Origin of the sequence: Aeromonas sp. D3, assembly GCF_027705025.1 — a bacterium.
Classification (GTDB): domain Bacteria; phylum Pseudomonadota; class Gammaproteobacteria; order Enterobacterales; family Aeromonadaceae; genus Aeromonas; species Aeromonas salmonicida.
This window is the reverse complement of record NZ_JAPDBE010000001.1, coordinates 152,262-172,526: the sequence shown is the minus strand read 5'-3', so window position 1 is coordinate 172,526 and position 20,265 is coordinate 152,262. Positions and strand designations below refer to the sequence as shown.

At 62.5% G+C, this 20,265-nt stretch carries 9 protein-coding genes, 2 pseudogenes and 1 riboswitch; of the genes and pseudogenes, 4 read left to right on the top strand and 7 right to left on the bottom strand.

Going from position 1 to position 20,265, the window contains the following annotated elements:
• Positions 1–18: 18 nt before the first annotated feature.
• Positions 19–495 carry a L,D-transpeptidase family protein gene (locus OKC28_RS00840; protein ID WP_201302778.1) on the bottom strand — a complete coding sequence of 159 codons (477 nt, stop codon included), beginning with the start codon at positions 493–495 and terminating at the stop codon, positions 19–21.
• A 264-nt stretch (positions 496–759) separates the two neighbouring features.
• Between OKC28_RS00840 and OKC28_RS00835 the strand changes: the two genes are divergently transcribed.
• A complete protein-coding gene (locus OKC28_RS00835) occupies positions 760–3,909 on the top strand; it encodes a S41 family peptidase (protein WP_270686707.1) in 3,150 nt (1,049 codons plus the stop codon).
• On the opposite strand, the gene OKC28_RS00830 is transcribed toward OKC28_RS00835, so the two are convergent.
• The 5 genes and pseudogenes from OKC28_RS00830 to pgaA all read right to left on the bottom strand — a co-directional run bounded on the left by OKC28_RS00830 (position 3,892) and on the right by pgaA (position 11,256).
• Positions 3,892–5,187 carry a ferredoxin reductase family protein gene (locus OKC28_RS00830; RefSeq protein WP_270686705.1) on the bottom strand — a complete coding sequence of 432 codons (1,296 nt, stop codon included), beginning with the start codon at positions 5,185–5,187 and terminating at the stop codon, positions 3,892–3,894. The two genes, OKC28_RS00835 and OKC28_RS00830, sit on opposite strands and share 18 nt — an antisense overlap.
• Before the next feature lie 178 nt (positions 5,188–5,365).
• Entirely contained in the window at positions 5,366–5,680 is a 315-nt protein-coding gene (locus OKC28_RS00825; RefSeq protein ID WP_017412598.1) for a hypothetical protein, read from the bottom strand.
• On the bottom strand, positions 5,667–6,917 hold the full coding sequence (gene pgaC, locus OKC28_RS00820) for a poly-beta-1,6-N-acetyl-D-glucosamine synthase (protein ID WP_166541488.1): 1,251 nt from the start codon (positions 6,915–6,917) through the stop codon (positions 5,667–5,669). Before pgaC ends, OKC28_RS00825 begins: the two co-directional genes overlap by 14 nt.
• A pseudogene (gene pgaB, locus OKC28_RS00815) lies at positions 6,914–8,833 on the bottom strand (poly-beta-1,6-N-acetyl-D-glucosamine N-deacetylase PgaB). Before pgaB ends, pgaC begins: the two are co-directional and overlap by 4 nt.
• A 44-nt stretch (positions 8,834–8,877) precedes the next feature.
• Positions 8,878–11,256, bottom strand: coding sequence for a poly-beta-1,6 N-acetyl-D-glucosamine export porin PgaA (gene pgaA, locus OKC28_RS00810; RefSeq protein WP_270686699.1), 2,379 nt, complete (start codon positions 11,254–11,256; stop codon positions 8,878–8,880).
• A 668-nt stretch (positions 11,257–11,924) separates the two neighbouring features.
• On the opposite strand from pgaA, the gene OKC28_RS00805 reads away from it, so the two are divergent.
• On the top strand, positions 11,925–14,114 hold the full coding sequence (locus OKC28_RS00805) for a glycoside hydrolase (protein ID WP_270686697.1): 2,190 nt from the start codon (positions 11,925–11,927) through the stop codon (positions 14,112–14,114).
• A gap of 68 nt (positions 14,115–14,182) precedes the next feature.
• Here the strand turns inward: OKC28_RS00805 and OKC28_RS00800 are convergent, their stop codons facing one another.
• Positions 14,183–16,033, bottom strand: coding sequence for a M3 family metallopeptidase (locus tag OKC28_RS00800; protein WP_270686695.1), 1,851 nt, complete (start codon positions 16,031–16,033; stop codon positions 14,183–14,185).
• Between the two features lie 281 nt (positions 16,034–16,314).
• Between OKC28_RS00800 and OKC28_RS00795 the strand changes: the two genes are divergently transcribed.
• Together OKC28_RS00795 and gbpA are read left to right on the top strand one after the other, a co-directional pair.
• On the top strand, positions 16,315–18,012 hold the full coding sequence (locus OKC28_RS00795) for a methyl-accepting chemotaxis protein (protein ID WP_270686693.1): 1,698 nt from the start codon (positions 16,315–16,317) through the stop codon (positions 18,010–18,012).
• Between the two features lie 263 nt (positions 18,013–18,275).
• A riboswitch (cyclic di-GMP riboswitch) is annotated at positions 18,276–18,361 on the top strand.
• A gap of 66 nt (positions 18,362–18,427) precedes the next feature.
• Positions 18,428–19,871 (top strand): annotated as a pseudogene (gene gbpA, locus OKC28_RS00790) (N-acetylglucosamine-binding protein GbpA).
• Positions 19,872–20,265: the final 394 nt, after the last annotated feature.

Genomic DNA, 20,265 nt, shown 5'->3' with positions numbered 1-20,265 from the left:
GGGCACACAGAGAGGCAATCAGGGCTGGATGATGATGGGGGTGCCGGGCTCGATGGCGTTCCAGATCTCGTCCATCTCGTGGTTGAGTACCGCGATACAACCATTGGTCCAGTTGGATGGTTGTACTCTGCGGTTACCCATGCTGTTACGCTGACCGTGGATCATGATCATGCCACCCGGGCTCACCCCCAGCTCATTGGCGCGCTTGATATCATCCAGATTCGGATAATTGATATGAATCGCCTTATAGAAGCCGGAATTGCTCTTCTTGTAGTCGAGGATATAACGCCCTTCCGGCGTACGCTGATCCCCTTCACGCTGCTTGTGTCCCTTTGGGGCCGGCCCCAGGGCAACCCAGTAGCGTTTGATCTCCTTGCCATCCTTCATCAGGATCAGGCTGTAGGAAGACTTCTTCACCACCACCATGTCGGCAGACAAGGTGGCAAAACTCAAGGCGGGCCACAGCCCCAGCAAACACAGTAATACGGCTCTCATTCCATCCCTCGACAAGCCTCTGGTTAGGGCTTTTCTTGTTACCAAATCATCTGAATGGCACCACCCCGTGGGGCAGGCGAGCGCCATCATATGGGATCGCCATCAATACTCAATATATTCAGAGAAACATATCCCGTGCCATCTTTTATAAATTGTTACAATTAACAGCCAAAACAAGGGGATATCCCCCCTATATCGGGATAGAGCCCCCCGGGCGATTGGGGGAAGATAAGGCGCTTTTTCACCTACTTGGAAACTTCCACCATGCGATGCCGACTCTCCCTGCTGATCCTGCTGATCTGCTCCCCCTTGCAGGCGGCCGAACCGCTCTGGCTGCGCGAGCCTGCGCTCTCCCCCGATGGCAAGCAACTCGCGTTCACCTGGCAGGGCCGAGTCTACCTGAGCGCAGGGGATGGCGGACTCGCCATGCCGCTCACCGACAGCGACTACCTGAGCCAGCGCCCGCTCTGGTCACCGGATGGCAAACAGATCGCCTTCGCCGCCAACTTATATGGCAACGAAGATGTGTTCGTGGTACCGAGCGCAGGGGGCGAGATGGTGAGACTGACCCGTGACTCCCGCCCCGATCTGCCCCAGGCATTCAGCGCCGATGGCAAGCAGTTGCTGCTGAGCAGCCAGCGACTGACCACGCCCGAATCGGATCACTTCGTGGCGGAAGGATCCCAAGCCAGCGCCCTCTACTGGACCCCGGTCGGTGGCGGCACCCTGACGCCGGCACAACCTCTGCCCGCCACCCTGGCTCGCCCCCATGGCAAACAGCTGGCCTATCAGATGCCGGGCATGGATCAACCGTTTCGCAAACATCAGCACTCGTTTGCCGTCTCCCGCCTCTGGCTGTTCGATGGCAAAGCCCATCACCAGCTGACCGAAGACAGAGTGGCCGCCAGCGATCCCGTCTGGGATGACAAGGGTGAGGCACTCTATTACCTGAGCGAGCGCAGCGGCGATTTCAACGTCTGGCAACGGGATCTGGTCAGCGGTCAGGATCGTCAACTCACCCACTATCAGGGTCACCCTGTACGCGGCCTCTCCGCCTCCCGCCAAGGGGATCTGGTCTGGTCCTGGCAAGGGGAATTGTACCGGCTCGATGCGGGCAGCCAGACACCGCGCAAGCTCGCCATACAGCCACTCTTTGCCAACGCGCCCGCCGAGAGGAGCTGGATGCCAGGCCCCATCAACGAGGCCCTCGCCCGCCAGGATGGTGACGAGGTGATACTGGTGAGCCAGGGGAACTTGTATGCCATCGATACCCGCCGCGAGCGAGTGCGCCAGCTCACCCGTCATCCCAGCGAGCAGTCATCCCCCCTGTACGTGGACAAAGAGCAGGGGCTCATTTATCTCTCGGAGCAGGATGGCCCGGCCGCCCTCTATCGCCTGAACAAAGCGCAGCCGGATGGCTTGTTCAGCGATCCCGGCACCCTCACGGAACAGAAGCTGCTGGCCATGCCGGATGCCGCCATCAGCAAGCCGACCCTTTCCCCCGATGGCAAGCAGCTCGCCTTCGTGGTGGATGGTCAGGCCGTCCACCTGCTGGATCTGGCCAGCGGCAAACAGCGACCGCTGGTCGCCGCCGAGTTCAACCCCTCCCGCCACACAGTGGAACTCGCCTTCGCCCCCGATTCCCGTCATCTGGCGCTGACCATACAGCCTGACTCGGCCCAGCAGGAGATCGCCGTCATCGACATAGCGGACCCCAAAGCCGAGCCGATTAATGTCAGCCTCAACGGCTATCGGGATATGAGTCCTGCCTGGAGCCAGGATGGCGGCATCCTCTACTGGCAATCCACCAAATACGGGGTTCTGGGTGCCGATGGGGAGCCGCTTGGCGGCAGCCTGCTCGGCCTCTACAGCAGCCGCGCCGCCAAGAGCGACTTCATCGCCGAGCAGACGCCCCCCAAAGCGGGTTACGGCTTCGAATCCGACCGGTTGGCACACAGAGAGGCGCTGCAACTGCAGCCCCCAGGCCTCATCCTCGCCAGCCGCATCGTCGATGATCACCTCATCTCGCTGGTGGAAGAGAGTGACACCAACGGCGAGAGCGAGATCAAGGGCTACGCCCAGGATCTGCGCAAGGGCGAGACCCGGGTGCTGTTTGACGGCCAGCCTGGTCCGGCGCAGGTCAGCCTCAATCAGGATGCCAGCCTGGCCACCCTGGTGCGGGAAGGAGAAGTGACCCTGATAGACACAGGTTCAGGCGAGGCAAGTTCACACCCTTTCGACCTGCTGCAGACCGGAAGCTCGCTGGCGCTCATGACAGCCGCCTATGACCAGATAACCCGGCTCACCCGCGACGAGTTTTATCGTGCCGACATGAACGGCGTGGATTGGGATGGCTATGTGGCCGCCTATCGCCGCCAACTGGCCGGTATCAACAATGGCAGGGACTTTGGTCATCTGCTGGCGGAGCTGGCCGGTGAACTGAACGTTTCCCACACCTGGGGAGTGGGTCCGGCGTCATCCCCGCGAATGCCCGACAACACCGCCAGCCTCGGCGGCTACTGGCAAGATGGCAAGACGGGGGTTGAACTGGTCGCCCTGCTGGCCGGCGGCCCGCTGGAACAGGAGACAGACCTGACACCGGGAGCCCGTCTGCTGGCCATCAATGGCACCGAGGTTCCTGACCTGAACGCGCTGGATGCCCAGCTCAACCACCAGGCCGATCAGCGGCTGGCCCTCACACTGCTGCCCAAGGGGAGCAAGGCGCCGGTGCAGCTCGACGTCACCGCCATGGATTTGCAGCAGGAGTACAAGTTGCAACTGGATGGCTGGGTCGCCAAGCGCCGCGCCCGGGTGGCGCAGTTGAGTCAGGGTCGGGTGGGATATGTCTATCTGCCGGAGATGAACAGCGCCGTGTATGAGGAAATGGTCGCCGATGCCCTCGGCCGTCAGCGCAACCGCGAGGCGCTGATCGTGGACGTGCGCTTCAACAAGGGGGGCTATCTGGCCAATACCCTGGTGGAGTTCCTGACCGGCAGCGGCAGTGACAAGGGAATGGCGCGCAGCTGGCCACGCCACGGCAAGGGGGAGACAGACGCCGCCACCCGCCAGTGGACCAAGCCCTCGGTGGTGCTGGCCAATGCAGGCAGCTACTCGGAAGGCTCGGCCTTCCCCCAGTACTACCGCACCCTCAAGGTCGGCCCCATCATAGGTGAGCCAGTCCCGGGCACGGGCACCATGGTCTATGCCCATGACTCCAGACTGATCCCCGGACTCGCCTACGGCATCCCGACCCTGGGGCTGCGCAACCCGGATGGCAGCTTCTACGAAAATCAGGAGCTGATCCCGGATCTGCAGGTGGCGCTCACACCAGCCGACATGATCAGCGGACGAGATCCCCAGCTGGAAGCAGCCGTCGAGGCTGCCCTCGCCCAGCTGTCAACGAAAGCGAAATAGCTCCCGATGCAGGCGCCCGCCCGGCAACAGCCGGGTCAGGGCGTCTGCCATTCCTTCCGGACCGCAGAACCAGACGTCACCGGGCTTGCCCTGTGCAAGACCGGCCAGGTCCAGCCGCCCCGCCTCCTTGTCCAGATGCAGCCGATAACGAACCCCGGTACGCTGACACAACTCGGCCAATCGCTGGTGATAGACGGCGCCATCCAAGTCCGACGCACACTGGATCAAGGTGATCCCCTCCCCCCGTTCACTACGTGCCACCAGCCCCTCCAGCCAGGCGACAAAAGGGGTAATGCCGATCCCGGCGCCAAGCCAGAGCGACTGCCCCTGTCGGGGGGGACAGACAAAGGCGCCATAAGGCCCCGTCACTGTCACTGGGCCATCGACCCGGGCCGCCTCGACCAGCTGGCGGGTATGATCCCCCAGCGCCCGCACCGCAATCACCAGCTGACGCTTGTCGGGCGACACCCGCACCAGGGTAAAGGGGTGCGGCCCCTCCTTGGCATCAAACTCGAAGAAGGCAAACTGGCCTGGCCTGTAGTGCGACAGCGGCGTCTCCAGCTGCAAGGTGAATTCACGGGTACTGTCCGCCAGGGTGCGCAGCGCCACTATGCGGCCCTGATGGCGATCCCGCTGACCGGTCAAGCCCAGCAGGGAGTAAACCGCAGCCACAGCCCCTGCGCCGCCCAGCAGCGAGATCCCGAGCCCCACGGGTGTCAGCAGGCCAACCTGGGGCAACAGGCAGAGACCGTGTACCCACCCCGCCAGATAGATGAGCGGCGCCAGACGGTGGATCACCCGAAAGCGGCCATAGCTCACCAGCGACAACAGGCTCACCACCACCAGGGCTATCAGCAGATAGAAGCTCCACTCCCCCAGCGTATTGCCAAGGGCATGCAGGGAGAGGCCATTGCCAACCCCTGCTCCCGCCCCGCCACCAGCCCCCCGGCGGGCAGGCCGGGTCAACCAGCCGGCCGTCACCGCCCACTTGGGCGCTTCCACCAGCAGCCAGTGACTGGTCAGGGCCAGGGTCGCGGCCATGGCGCTGTGACGATGGAGCCGCAACATGCGATCCAGCCCGCCACACCAGACTTCCAGCCTCGGCAAACGCAACGCCAGCAACAGGGTCAGCGCCATGTAGCCCAGCCCCAGCAGACCGGTCAGCAACAGCATCTCATGGCGCCAGGGCCAGACGCCGTTGGCATCCCCTGCATATCCCGCCCACCAGATCAGTGCCGCCAGCACCGGCAGCAGCCATAACGCCCGCTTGGTCACCATTTTTTGCTCCTTGTCCCGTCATGTCATGCATTGCTCACCCGGCTCACCCAATGGCCACGCCGGTATCCTGATCCAATTACACGCCTGTGCCATGACAAGACTTTGCCAGCCACCGGCGACTTGGTGACAGAGTGTGACAAGAGGGAAGATACAAAAATGGGGCCGGATGGCCCCATGGTTAACCGGCTTTACGCAGTGCCCGCTTGCGCATCAGGCGGTAAAGCAGCTGATTATATTTGGCCCAGGAGTGGATCAGCAGGAAGATGCCGAGCAGCAGGGCCAAAAACAGCTGCCCGGCGCCCTGCGCATCCAGCGAGCCGATAAAGCTGTCCCCTTCCCCTTTATCCAGATAGTTGAGCCAGGGTTGCAGCGCCAGAAACAACCAGCCAATCCAGGTCACCAGCAGGATCAACAGATCCCGCAGTCGGTACTGCCAGCTGCAACGGGCACCGTTGCGTATGATCATCTCGTTGGCGAACTTATTTTTTGTCACGGAAGGACTCTCCTCTGTCAGGGCTTTCCCATACGGCAAGCTGGCCACGGCGACGCAGGATCGCCTTGGGCACGGCAATGACCACAGTCACCAGGTTGAGCAGCCAGTAGATAAGCGGATACCAGATACACCAGACGAAGCTGCGGGCCATTGTCTTGTCGTAGTGGTTGTCGATAAAGATGCTGACCCCGAACTGCAGCAGGCAGATGGCGGTCATGATGACACCGGTCCACTGGAACAGCCGACCTTCGGCCAGATCCCCCAGATCGGGCCGGATCAGCCAGACCAGCGCCAGCAGCAGCATGCTGTAGCACCAGAGGACGCTGGAGAGGTACTCCAGCAGCAGCAACCAGAAGTGGCGGTTGCGCCAGCGCATTGCCTGCAGGCCGTAACGCAGTATCACTTCGGCCCCGCCCTGGGCCCAACGCAGCCGCTGCTTGTAGAGGCCGCGCACCGTCTCCGGCATCAGCACCCAGCACAGTGCCTGGGGCTGGTAATGGATGAGCCAGCCCGCCAGCTGGAGTTTCCAGCTGATGTCGATGTCTTCGGTAACCATGTCCGTGCTCCAGCCCCCCACCGCCTCCACCGCCGACTTGCGAAAGGCCACCACCACCCCGGACACGGTAAAGACGGTGCCATAGATGCGCTGGGCCCGCTTGATAAGGCCTATGATGGAGCTGAACTCGCCGGTCTGGATCTTGCCGATGATGGTGGAGCGGGTACGCACCCGCGGGTTGCCGGTGACAGCCCCCACCTTGGGGCTCTCGATGAAGTGTTTCACCATCCAGCGCACAGCGTCATGGTCGAGCACGGCATCGCCGTCTATGCCCACCAGTATCTCCCCCTTCGCCCGTTCGAGGCCATTGTTGAGGGCCATGGCCTTGCCCTGATTGTGCTGGTGCAGCACGGTAAGGCGCGCATCCTGCGCCGCCAGCCGATCCAGTCGCTGCCCTGTGTCATCCTTGCTGCCATCGTTGATGGCCAGCACCTCGAAATCGGGATAACGCTGGCGCAGCAGGTGGCTGATGGTCTCCTCCACATTGGCCCCCTCGTTGTAGCAGGGCACCATCAGGGTCACCTTGGGATAGCGAGGCAACACCAGCCCGGTTCTGGCGAGCGCTATGTCCCGCTGCTCCCACTGGAAGTAGTAATAGAGGCCGCCACAGATCCACACCATGGCCATCATGCTGGGGTAGGCCAGGGTAAAAATCGCAATTCCTGAGAGAAATCCGCTCACCGTGCCGCCCCCGCTTGTGTGGCCATGGCCGCACTGACGGGTACAGAGGGAGCCACCGGCAGCTGGACTGGCTGAGGCTGGGTCTGCACCGAGAAGACGGGTTTCAGCACGGCAGGATCCGGCTGATTGTTGTGAAAATCGTCCGGGTAGTAGCCGAAGTTTTTCACCCCCTTGCGCTGGATGATCTGCATCCAGCGCGCCAGCTCCTCATCCGGGATCGGCTGATCGGTGCGCCAGTTGCGGCTTTGCAGCTCGAACACCAGCCGCTCCGCCGGCACCTGGGCCAGGGAGGTTTCCGCCAACCGGGCCAGCCACTCATCCGGATTTTCTGCCTACTCCATGTAGGGCATGGCCATCACGGCCGTGTAGTCATAGGCCTTGGCGAACGCTGCCATGCTCTGGGCAAACCACTGCTGGGCGTCAGGCTCGGTCACCAGAGCCGCGTAGATGTTGCGGGCTGTCTTGAGGCCGTCAGCCCCTCCCTGGCGATAACGGGCGGCAGCGTCGCGCAGCGCCAGCGTAAAGTCGATCAGCAAATCAGTCTTGTGCTCACCCTGAGCCCGCAGGGCCTGGGTGGAGCGCACCAGCGGCATGGGCCCTTCGTAATCGCTGAGGAAGGCGTCATCGTGGAACAGCAGGCCGTCGAACTTGGTGTAAAAACCGAGATCCTCGTAGATATCCAGCAGCAGCTGACGGCTGGCGGCATCCCAGGGCGAGAGGCGCAGATACTGACCCCTGGCGGGGGCGCCGGTGCGACTGTCGGTCACATAGGTGTGGTTCGGCCCCATGTCATAGGCCATCACCGGCATCCAGGCATACACCTTGACCCCGACCCGGGTCTTGAGCTGTCAGGCGACCCGGTTGAACAGATCCGCCCTGACCGGCATGTGGCGATTGGGGAAGTAGAGCGCCTCCGCGACCCCGTCACCGTTGTCATCGGCATAGGCCTGCAGATAGACGGTGGTGATGCCGTATCCCTTGATCCGCTCCAGCAGCAGGTCGATGTTCTTGTTCAGCTGCAGCGGATCCTTGTCATAGACATAGTCCAGATCCACGTGCACCAGTCGCTCCTCCTGCCGCTCCCAGGTGTTGCCCCCCATGATCTCGTCCAGAGTCTCCAGGCTGGTGTCCTCCTCCAGCAGATAGCGGCGCACAGTGGCTCCGGAATCCCCCAGGGTGTTGAGCCCCTCAATCAGGGTGAAGCTGTAGGGCATGCCGCTGTCACGGGCCAGGTTCAGCGCCGTCTGGTTGAAGGCGCCATAGGGCCAGACCATGATGCGCGGTGCCCGGCCGGTCTGCTCCTTGAGCTGGCGGGCAGACGCATCGAAGTCGGCTTTCACCCGCACCTGATAGTCCGCCATGGTTTCGTAACCGGCCGGACTCCAGCCCGCCGTGGTCACCGCCGGCTGCACATTGCCCTGGGGATTGGCGAGCAAGCCGTAGTGGGAGGCGAAGGTGTGGGAGGCCAGCTCCACCAGTCCGGAGGCCTGCATCTCGCGGATCTGCGGCCAGCCGACGAAGTAGCTGCGCGGCAGCCTGTCGTTGCCATAGGGCACCAGCTTGTCGTCGGGCACATCCAGCCAGCTGCCCACCAGGGCATAGACGGCCGGATAGTTGTAGAGCTTGAGCAGCGGGTAGACCAGCCGGTAGAAGCTCTCGTAGCCATCGTCGAAGCTGAGCAGAATGGCCTTCTCCGGCAGGGCTGCCTTGCCAGCCTTGGCATCCAGCACCTGCTGGAAGCTGACCGGGTGATAGCCCTGCTGCTTGATCCAGTTGAAGTGGCGGATCAGGGTGTCGCGCCGTATGGTCTGGGGATAGAGCTTGAGGTTGGGGGTCAATTTCAGATCGACGATATCGTGGTAGCAGAGCACCACATAGTCATCGGGTTGACGGGCAGCCTGTGCGGCCAGCGGCATGAGCACGGACAACAACAGGAAAAGAGGGGCAAGCCAGCGTCTCATCACATGAAACTCCATTGCAGATTGGCGAAGACGAAATTTCCATATTCGGGGTTGCCGTCGTAGACGGCCTGGCGCCGGCCCAGGCCATAGCCCAGGCTCAGTGCGGGTGAGAACACCCAGTCGTGGCGATAGCTGAGTTGCCAGCCGGGGTCGCCGCCATACTCCTGCTGCCAGTATTGATTGCCGCCGATGACAAGGCTCTGCAGCAGGGCGCGACGACCATCCAGCGGCAGCCGGTAACGCCCCGCCAGTTCCAGCTCCAGATTGCGATCCCGCAGGGGATTGAAGTAATCCACCGCCTCGTTGCGGGAGGTGGCAGCCCGCAGTGTGGTGTCGAACCACCAGCGATCCCGACGCCAGAGATCCTGACGCAGCCAGCCGGAGGCGGTGAGCCGCCGATTGCCATCACTGATGTCCATTCGTTCCAGCCGCAGGCCCGCCTCCCGGGTCTCATCCTGGCGCCAACCCAGATCCAGCTGATATTGATCTGCGTAGTTGCCCCGAGCCAGCGCCCGCAGCGGTGTGTCGGCGCTGTTGAGGTTGATGGCAAAGCCCTGCGTCCAGTGATCGCCCAGCCGCCAGTCGAGGCGGCTCCACAGATAGCCCTTTTGATTGAGCTCACTGCCCATCCCACCTTCCAGGGTCAACAGCAGCGGATAGAAGGAGACCTCGGCCCCGAGCCCGCTGTAGGCGGCACGCTCCGGCTGCCCGTCAAATTCACCGAAGCTGCCCTGACGACGGGCAAACAGCCGATCGCCGCCGTCGCTGCGAGCGCTGTAAAAGCGGCTGTCGTAACTCCAGTCACGACTGGCCTGTACCGAGCCCCCTTCATTGCGACCATGGGTCAGCTCAGTGGTCAGCATGGGGGCCTGCTCCAGAGCCAGCCGCTGTTGCAACTCCCGGCGATCCTTGGTCAGGTTGCCGAGGGCCCGCACCGCCTGCGGTGTCTGTTGCCACTGCCCCTGATCGAGGCGGGCCTGGAGGAGACCCGGCTCGGCGAGTCGGGTACGGCCAGTCGGCAGCCAGCGCACTGCCTGCTGATAGGCCTGCTCGGCGCCATCCGGGTGACCGCGCCAACGACGGATGTCCCCCAGCTGCAACCAGAGCCAGGGGTTGGCAGGGGCCGTTTTCAGCCAGCCTTCCAGCTGCGCCTCAGCCATCCCGGCCTCACCCCGCCAGGCCAGCAGCAGGGTTCTGAGCTGCAGCACCTTCTCGTAGTCATCGTTGGGCATGCGCATATTGCCGGTGAAATCCCAGCGGGTCGGCGGCTCCTGCCAACCCGCCAGCAACCCCTGGGCGGCGCCGTAACGCTCCGCATCCGAGTAGGCGTAGAAACGCTTCTCCAGCAGCGTCTTGTCTTTGGCCCGCTGCGGGGTCGCCAGTTGCCGATAGACAAGGGAAGCCTCGTCCACCCGCCCCAGCCCAACCAGCGCATCGGCCCGCGCCTCCTGCACGTATTCCGGCAGCGGCCCCTCGGCTTGCAGGGCGGCAGACTCCCGCTCCGCCTGGGCAAACTCACCGAGGGCCACCAGGGTCACCACCAGATCACGGCGGGCACTGAGGTAGAGCACATGATCGCGGGGAGCCCGGGCCAGGATCTTGTCCTGCAGGGCCAGGGTGTGAGTGAGGGAGGTGCGAGCCAGCGCCGGATCCTCGGTCTGCGCCGAGATCCGCAGCAAATTGACCGCCTGGTAGTAGTCGAGCCAGAGCCGATCCACCGGCTTGAACAGGGCAGGATACTGCCCCATCAAGTCGGCAGCGGCGGGACCCGCCCCCAGGCTCACCGCAACCCGATAGAGCGCCAGCACCTGTTCACTGTTGCCGGGTTCGAGCGCCAGCCACTGCTGGCGGGCCAGCATCTCACCCATGGGGTCCTCGGCCTGACGGGCGGCATAGATACGCGCCTCCAGTACGGCCCGATCGCGACCGAAACGGGCCTCGTACTCTCCTGCCGCCTGATGGGCCAGCACACGGTTGCCCTGATCGCTGGCGGTGAGAAACAGGCCAAGCCAACCGGTGGGATTGCCCGGGTCACGCCCCTGCAACACCCGGTAATAGCTGATCGCCTCAAAGTAACGCTTCTCGTCCCGGGCGGCGCGGGCCACCCCTTCCAGCGTGCTGTTGGCAATGGGACTGAACTCGCAGGGGGCGCAGGCTGCCAGCGCCCCCTTGCGATCCCCGCGCCACAACTGCACGGCAATCAGATCGTCAAGCACCTTGCCGTCGCCGGTTTGTCGATAGAGGGCATCCAGTCCTTGCGCCGCGGCGTCAAGCTCCCCTGCCCTGGCCTGGATGACCCAGGCTTCCCGTACGCCATCCACCCCGCCGGCAAACGCCAGCAGGGGCAAGAGCGCCAATAACCAAAAGATGCGATTCATTCGCAACATTCCACCTTTGACACGCGCCGGGCAGATCGGTCCTTGAATGCCCTGACGATTACGCACATATGTCCGACCCTGCTGCCGTGGCAACGCAGGGTGACTTCCTGACGGATGTGCGGTTGTGATGGTGAAAGGCGAGGGATGAACCAACGCCTTCCTCAATGCGCGGTCCAGCTGTCTCCGGGAAGAGACCTGTGACTTTCCGAACCCGATTCGCATCGGGGGTGGCGAGGCGGCCAATTCTGCAGCGGTGGACGAGTTAGTCAATCGAGTCAGACAGGAACCATTCTCGATAAGCCACCGTCTGTTGCCTGTCCCTGTGGACTCAATTTTTCACTATTACTATTGAGGTAATTAACAGAATTCCATTTTGATTGGCCTGCATCGGTGGTCCATCAAGCAATGGGGTTGAGCTTCCCCCCTTGATTGCCCCCTGCAGCGAATCTGGCGCATCCGAATCCAGTATTGGCTGACTACGACAGACTACGTCACGACCACAAACAAGCCCCATCTGATAACCCCCTGACAGAAAATCATCGACCTCAACCGCTTCTGGCCCCTGGCAAGGTCCTGTGACTTGCCGCCGCTGGTGCGGGCAAATTTGGCTGTACCGTAGAACGGGCAAGGGCGTACCCTGATGCCATCGACTTGGCCAAGGATCTTGAATGAAGGGTTTACGGATAAAGGCGCCAGTACTGGGCTGCCTGCTGATTTCACTGCTGGCGGCGCCTCTGGCCGCCGCCCCCCTGATACTGCAAGGGGAGACGCTGAGCTATCGCATCGCCCCCGATACCCTGGCCATCTCGGTCAACAAGGTGCCGGTCAGTGCCGGCCAACCCGCCCGTCAGGTCGACAAGCTGACCCGGGGGGAGCAAGAGGCCAGCTGGCACTGGCCTGCCCAGGACGCCAGGGTCGAGGTCAAACTGGACGGTGATGATCTGCTGCTGACCCTTGTCAGCGACACGCCCCGTCAGCTGGCCTGGTACAGCCTGCCAAAAAACCAGACCCACCTCTCCATGGCCTTTGGCGAGGGCAGCCGCTTCTCGGTGCGTGACAGCGACTGGCTCGGCTATGTCGGCGACGAACTGGCCGAACTCAACACCCATTACGACCTCAAGCTGCCGCTGTGGAGCCAGGATGCAGGCAAACAGACCTACAGCTGGATCCTGCAAACCCCCTACGACAACCAGCTCAACTTCACCCGCAAGGGGGGGCGCCTGCAACTGAGCGCCCGCCACGAATTCAGCAGCTTCAACCAGCAGGCTCCCATGGTGGTGCGTCTGAGCGTGGGGGATGACTGGCTGGCGGGGGCCCGTCGCTATCGGGAGTGGTTGCAGGCCGAGGGGGAGTGGCAATCCCTCGCTGACAAGTTTGCCCGGATCCCCGCTGGCCGCCGCCTGATTGGTGCCAGCCATGTCTATCTGTGGGGAGATGCCCTGCTGGATCGACAGGATGTGAAGGATTGGCCAGGCCTGCAGGCCAGACTCAATCAAAAACCGGCCTGGCTGCAAGCGTTCAGCGGCGAGGAGCGGGAAGCGCTGGCCGCAACGACCCCCGAGCCCTGGCAGCAGACATTGATCATGGCCGGGCTCAACCGGCTGATTGCCAGCCAGCTCCCCCTGCCCGCCCAGCAGGGCCCCGTCAGCCAGAGCAAGGTGCTGGCGCTGCGCCAGCAGTGGGTCAGGGGTCAGCTGGGAGATCTGCTGGTTGCGCAGACTCGCTGGGGACAGGGCCTGTCACTGCCTGTGATAGAGGCGCTGCAACAGGCAGGACTGCACAAGCTCTGGCTCGGCACCCCGCAATGGACGGCGGCTCTGCAACAGGGTTATGCCGTCACCGCCGCCCAACGTCTGGGCTATCTGGTGGGCAGCTATGACTCCTACGATACCGCCATCCTCCCCGGCAGCAACGACAGCTGGCTCACCGCCCAGATCCCCCCCAAGATCGGCAAGCGCTGCGCCATCATGGAGGCCAACGGCAAACCCAAACCCGGCTTTGGTGGCGAGGGAGCCTACCTCAATCCCGGTTGCACCCTGCCCTTCGCCAAGAACCGCATGAGCGAGCTGGCCAAAGCCAGCGGTATCAACAGCCTCTTCCTCGACGTGGACGGCACCGCCATGGCCTCCAACGATTACAACCCGGCTCACCAGCAGGGCAGCCAGGCCATGATCGCCGCCCGCAATGCCCGCATGGCCTGGGTGGGAGAGCGGCTCGGGCTGGTGCTGGGCTCGGAGGATGGCAATGCCCTCACCAGCAAGCCGCTGATGTTTGCCCACGGCATCCAGAGCTGGGGCTTCGGCTGGCAGGATGCCAGCATGCGCAAGCAGGCCAAGTCCCCCTATTACCTCGGCAAGTGGTGGCCGGACGAGGCGCCGCAGGTCTTCTTTATGCCCGCTCGCCTCAAGCCGCGCTACCTGAAAACCGTGTTCAATCCGGCGGACAGGTTGCCCCTCTATCAGGCTGTGTTCCACGACTCCGTGCTCAACAGCCATCACTGGCTGCTGGACAACCTCAAGTTTCCGGGCATCAAGGAGGAGCGCGCCCTGCTCGGCCTGCTTTACAACACACCGCCGCTGGTCAACCTGAGCCGCAGCACGCTGGAGAGCCGCCTGCCCGAGCTGGTCAGACTGAGCGATCAATTCGCGCCGCTGCACGAGGCATTGTGGGACAAGGCGCTGGTGGGATTTCGCTGGCGCGACGGGGTGGGCCGGGTGCAGGAGACCCGCTTCTCGGATGGCAGCCGCCTGGTCGCCAACTTCAGCAACAGCTCCATCATGCTCGATGGCCAGAAACTGCCGGGCAAGCACCTGCTCGTCGCCCTCACGGGCAAGCCGGTCACCCTGCTGACGATGTGATCGACTCGCTCGCCATATAAAGAGAGAGCCCTGCCAATTGGCAGGGCTCTTTTGCAGGCGGGGTTCATCTAGCCCTGGGTGGCGGGCTCGACTTCGCTCTGGCGCCGGATCCAGCCCTCGAAGTCCGCCAGCATGCGCGCCTCCGACTCGCTGTTGTCGGCAATCAGCTCACTGCCATGCACCACCCGGATGCAGGCATTGAGGGGCGCCCCCTCACCGGCCGGCGGCCTTTGCTGCGCCGCCGCCATGCAGGCTTGGGCCTGCGCCCAGGCGTCGGCCACGCTCTGGTTGCATACCTCGGCCAGCGGCACTGCGCTGAATCCCTCGCCGGTCAGGCTGCGCAGCGTCTCATCGTGGGTCATGCCGTTGCCCGGCCCCCAGTAGTGGGCGGCCAGATCCGGACCGATACGCGGGTTGTCGGTGAGATAACCATCGCGCTGAAGGAAATAGGCGCGGGTCTGTTCCACCGCCATCAGTGCCAGCAGATAGCCGTGATAGGCACAAGCCGACTCCTGATTCAGCAGATGCGGAATGGCCAGCAGCGGCCTAGGGCTCTCTGTCCCCAGTATCTTGCGCTCCCACTGACGGGCCAGCGCCAGCACGGCGTCCGGAGTGCGATCGCTCTCCTCCATGGCGTAGAGATCCCGCTCGAAGTAGGAAACCAGCGCTATCTGGCGCTCGTTGAAGGCACGAAACGGCTGACGCGCCGCTATCATGGCCTTGATGAGCGAATCTGGGATCACCTCTCCCGCCACGTTCCTGGCATAGCGCTTGAGCCAGTCCGCATCGTCCAGCAGGCTGTCGCAGAACATGGACTGGGTCTCGGCATAGGCCATGGAGGTGGGTGGAAACTCCTGTGAAAAGCAGGGAGCGTTGCCAGTCACATTGGCAAAGTGAGCGGCGTGGCCCCCCTCGTGGAACAGGGTATTGAGGCCACTCCAACCGCTGCCCACCTGAGCCGGGTTGGCCAGACTGGTGAAGTTGACCACGGCGGGAACCCACTTGTCCTCCTGCCAGAAGCTGGGCACAGGGCCGTGGCAGAAGCCGTTCTCGTATTTCCCCTCCCGGGTCAGCAGATCCAGAGTCAGGGTCGCATCGCGATACTGGATGCCGAGCCGGCGGAAGCTCTCGACCCAGTCCTTCAGCGCCCGCGAGAAAGGCACATAGGGGTCGAGCTGGCGGGTCACGTCGCCGCTGACGAAATAGCGCAGGTTGTGGGGCAGCAGCGCCGCCTCTCCCTTGGCGCTTTTCAGCTCTGCCAGACTCTGCTGCACCCGCTGCTCGGTGCGGGCGATAAAATCATCCAGCACGGCAAACAGCTGTTCCGGGCTCATCTGCTCGTTCTTGCGCACCTTGTAATCGAAATAGTCGCGATAACCCATGGCACGGGCGAAGCGGTTGCGGATCGCCACTACCTCGAGAAAACCGTTGTCGACCACCCACTGCTCCAGGGTATGGAACATGGCCAGCGCGCTCTGGCGCACCGCCTCGTTCGGGCTGGCGGCAAGGGAGGTGCTGGCGGCGGGCAGACTGCCGGCGACCTGCTGACCCTGCTCATCCAGCAAGCTGAGTTTCAGCTCCCGGCGACGGGCAAACAGCGCCGCCTCGGCCGCCACCAGCTCGTCCATCAGGGCGGCGGCGGCCGGGTCCTCGATGACGTTGCACTCGAAGAAGGCAATCCAGCCCCCCAGACCACGCTTGAGATCCGCCTCTTCGGCCCGGGCCTGCATCTCTCTGAGCTCCGGCAGTCGGGCCGGGTTGGCGCAAAACGCCTTGTAGGCCTGCTCGGCGGCGGTGAAACCTGCCTGATCGTCACTGGTGCCCATGTAGGTGGACCAGAACAGGTCCTCCTTGCGCCTGTGTACCTGCAGGTAATCGGCATTGAGCTGATTCAAATAATTCCTGGCAATGGAATGCATAAATTCCCTCTTGTATGGGGCTGACCCGCACGGGTGCCCGCTCCTTTTTGGTGAAATGCCAAGCCATTCACATTTTTTGGCAAATGATGCGCCGGGATGCGCACAACCACGCTACCAAAAGCGACGGTTTCTGTCTGCTGGCTATACTGGTTGTCAAAACACTCAATTAGCATTCAGTCACCACAAGTTATTGAAAGTTAATTAAATGTTAATAACGAAATAATCAGGGCCATTGTCATGTCTGGCCACAACAAGACCCACAGGGAAATCAGTGAGACCTTATGTTCAAGCTTGGTGATATCGCCGTGAGCCGCAAATTGATGTTGCTGCTCTCACTGGCGCTAGTCGGTTTCATCGCACTGCTGCTTATTTCGGCCAGTGCCTTGCATCGCAATCTGATGAGTGAGCGGGAGGCCCGGCTGCAGGCCGTGCTGGATCTCGCCATGAGCCGCATCCAGTCACTCGCCACCACCTTGCCCGCCGCACAGGCTCAGGCAGAAGCCAAGGCCATGCTCAACAGCATGCGCTTCGATGGCGACAACTATCTGTTCGTACTCGATGAAACTCGCCACGTTGTGGTACACCCCGTCAAACCGGAACTGGTTGGCCAGCAGATGGGCCAGAGCGGCACCGAGACAGCCGGGGATCACTGGCAACGCATGGTGGAACTCGGCAAGGGTGGCCAGCAGGGGCGGCTGGAATACCAGTGGATATCCCCCTCTGGTGATGCCGCCCAGAAGATGTCGCTGGTCGCCGGCTATCAGCCCTGGGGCTGGATCCTGGGCTCCGGTGTACTGCTGCAGGACATTGAAGCCACCATCTGGTCCCAGTACCAGCTGATGGGGGGCGCCACCCTGCTGGTGATCCTGCTGATGGGGCTGCTGGGGTTTGCCATCAGCCGCTCCATCGTCAATCCCCTGGCCGAGATCAAGCGAGCCATGCAGCAGGTGGCGGCCGGGGATCTGGTGATCAGCATACCGGTACACGGCAAGGATGAGATGGGGGTCGTCGCCGCCTGTACCAACCAGGGGCTCGACGCCATTCGCCACGCCTTGCTTGAAGCCAGCCAAGGGGCCCGCAATGTGGCAGATGCTGCCCTGCGGATCGCCTCCTCGGCGGAGGAGACCAATCAGGCGGTCAACAGCCAGCGGGACCAGCTCTCCCAGCTCGCCACCGCCATGAACGAGATGAGCGCCACCATTGCCGATGTAGCGGGTCACGCCGAAAATACCGCCCGGGATACCCAGGAAGCCACCAGCGAGGCCGGGCTGGGCAACCGTGACGTGCATGCCAGTGTCAATGGCATACAGGCGCTGGCCACCGAGGTGGAACAGGCCACCCAGCAGGTCAATCAGCTCAAGGAGGGGGTAATGCAGATAAGCGAGGTGACCGCCGTCATCAGCGCCATCTCCGAACAGACCAACCTGCTGGCCCTCAACGCCGCCATCGAAGCAGCCAGGGCGGGTGAGCAGGGGCGCGGCTTTGCCGTGGTCGCCGACGAGGTACGCCAGCTGGCGAGCCGCACCCGCCAGTCCACCGAGGAGATACAGAGCACCATAGCCCAATTGCAGCAGCGGGCAGTGACCGCCGCCAGTGCCATGGATGCCAGCCGCAAGCTGGCGGAGAACAGCGTCAGCCAGTCCCAAAAGGCAGGGCAGGACCTCTCCCTCATCGTCAACCACATCCAGCATGTGAGCGACATGGCGATCCAGATAGCCACAGCGGCGGAACAGCAGAGCGTGGTGGCCGAGGATATGAACCGCAACGTCAGTGGCATCAATGATTCGGCCCAGGAGATGTCACAATCCGCCACCTATCTGGCGAAAGAGAGCGAGCTGCTGGCAGACCTCTCCCGCAGTCTGGATGAGCGACTGGCGGTGTTCAAACTGGGCACTGCCATCGATCAGACCCTGGCACAGCGGCTGGCCCCCCTGCATCAGCAATCACATCAGGCCGAACGCCCCCGCGCTCGCCACTGATCCGTCTTGCCCTGTCGCAATTCATCCTCTGCCAGCCCGCTGGCAGAGGATTTTTTCATTGATGAAAAATGTCGAATTTTTGCATGTTATCGACATGATGGGCGACATTCAGCCCGGCTTGCCGATTAAATATACCATTAAAAACATAACGTTAAGTTTTAGCTCTACTCCGATGAGTCAAGCTGTAAACATTTACACTTAATTAACTAATCAAAATTAGTCATGATGATGGTGTCGCAAGACGCGACACCATGACCCTTTATGTAGTCATTTGGCAAACTGGTTGAAAGGCCAGGACGCAAAGCCTCCGGTCTAAAGACATGTCGTCCAGGATAGCGGGGTTGCCACACTCAGGTGTGTATCGGGGAACTCCCCTGCCAACTTGACTGCCCACATCTATCGAACAGAGGAATGTATGGCAGCAAAAATCCAACTTAATCACGTCGCGGCAGCGCTGGCGCTGCTGGCCAGTGGTGGCGCTGCTGGCCAGTGGTGGCGTACTCGCCCACGGCTACATCAGTCAGCCGGAGTCGCGCAACTATCTGTGCAAGACCGGTGGCAACAGCCAGTGTGGCGCAGTGCAGTGGGAGCCCCAGAGCGTGGAGGGCCCCTCCGGCTTCCCGCAATCCGGCCCTCAGGATGGTCAGATTGCCTCGGCGGGCAGCCCGAACTGGAGTGAACTCAACGCCCAGACCAGCGATCGCTGGACCAGGCGTGAAGTACAGGCAGGGCCATTCGCCATCAGCTGGACCTTCACCGCCAACCATGTCACCCGCAACTGGCGTTACTACCTCACCAAACAGGACTGGAACCCGAACCAGCCGCTGACCCGTGCCGCCTTCGATCTCACCCCTTTCTGCGTGGTGGATGGCAACATGGTACAGCCGCCCAAGCAGGTCACCCACAACTGCAACCTGCCGGAGCGCACCGGTTATCAGCTGATCCTGGGGGTGTGGGAAGTGGGCGATACCAGCAACAGCTTCTACAACCTGATCGATGCCAACTTCAAGAGCGGCACCCAGCCCCCCTTGAGCTGGAGCCAGGGGGGCACCATTTATCCCTCCACCGATCTGGCGGCCGGTGACAAGGCCAGAGCTCTGGTGTTCGACGCCAATGGCGTGCGCCCCGATCTGCAGACCGAGTTGACCATCACCACCACGGAACAAGGCCAGAAGAACAACTGGGCCCATGCCCTGGCCAGCAAGATCAATGCGGAGCAGAGCCAGATCCGCGCCGGTCAGCAGAACGCCGACAATCAGTTCAACCCCGTCTACGGCCAGAACCCCGTCTACCTCAAGGCAGGCAGCGCACTGGAACGGGTCGAGATCCAGCTCGAACAGCTGCAACCGCCGGTGGGCAACGACATCAGCGTGAGCGGTCTGGAGAGTGAATACCTGCTCGACGACGGCAAGGTGATCCTCGACTTCACCATCACTGCCCAGGGGGATCTGACTGTCACCAATACCTTGTATGACCATGGTGGTGTGGCCAAGGGCCAGTCTGCCGCCGACATCAAGGACAGCAGCCAGAGCTTCACCATGCCGCTCACCGGGCTCAGCGCGGGTCACCACCAACTGGTGATCGAGGCCAAGCCGAAGGCGGGGGGCGAAGCCCTGCAGCAGACCCTGGACCTGATGCTCAAGGACTCGGCAGGTGGCGGTGACTACCAGTTCACCTTCCCGCAGGGACTCACCTCCTACACGGACGGCACCAAGGTGTTGCAGCCCAAGAACGGCAAGGTCTATCAGTGCAAGCCCTTCCCCTACCGAGGCTGGTGCAGCCAGTGGTCGGCCAGCGCCACCCAGTATGAGCCAGGTATTGGCACCAACTGGCAGGACGCCTGGATTGCGTTGAACTGAGCCAGTTCTGAAAGTCGAGAGCGGACCTTGATTCTGCCAGCGCCAGCCCGAATAAGCCGGGTATCGGCACCAACTGGCAGGATGCCAGGATTGCGCTGAACTGATCCGCATCGTCATAAACTAAACGGGGAGCCAGTGGCTCCCCGTTTTACCTACTCTGGCAAGGCTCGTATCGGGTAGTCGATGGCGGGCTTGCCGACCTGAAGTCGGCCAGCGCCCGCCCGGATAAGCCGGGTATCGACACCAACTGGCAGGACGCCTGGATTGCGCTGAACTGAGCCAGTTCTGAAAGTCGAGAGCGGACCTGAATGTCTGCCAGCGCCAGCCCGAATAAGCCGGGTATCGGCACCAACGGGCAGGATGCCTGGATTGCGCTGAACTGATCCGGCACAGA

Bases quoted from the DNA above. Each gene is read 5' to 3' on its own strand.
- OKC28_RS00840 (WP_201302778.1), bottom strand. From the start codon at position 495: ATGAGAGCCGTATTACTGTGTTTGCTGGGGCTGTGGCCCGCCTTGAGT.
- OKC28_RS00835 (WP_270686707.1), top strand. From the start codon at position 760: ATGCGATGCCGACTCTCCCTGCTGATCCTGCTGATCTGCTCCCCCTTG.
- OKC28_RS00830 (WP_270686705.1), bottom strand. From the start codon at position 5,187: ATGGTGACCAAGCGGGCGTTATGGCTGCTGCCGGTGCTGGCGGCACTG.
- pgaA (WP_270686699.1), bottom strand. From the start codon at position 11,256: ATGAATCGCATCTTTTGGTTATTGGCGCTCTTGCCCCTGCTGGCGTTT.
- OKC28_RS00805 (WP_270686697.1), top strand. From the start codon at position 11,925: ATGAAGGGTTTACGGATAAAGGCGCCAGTACTGGGCTGCCTGCTGATT.
- OKC28_RS00800 (WP_270686695.1), bottom strand. From the start codon at position 16,033: ATGCATTCCATTGCCAGGAATTATTTGAATCAGCTCAATGCCGATTAC.
- OKC28_RS00795 (WP_270686693.1), top strand. From the start codon at position 16,315: ATGTTCAAGCTTGGTGATATCGCCGTGAGCCGCAAATTGATGTTGCTG.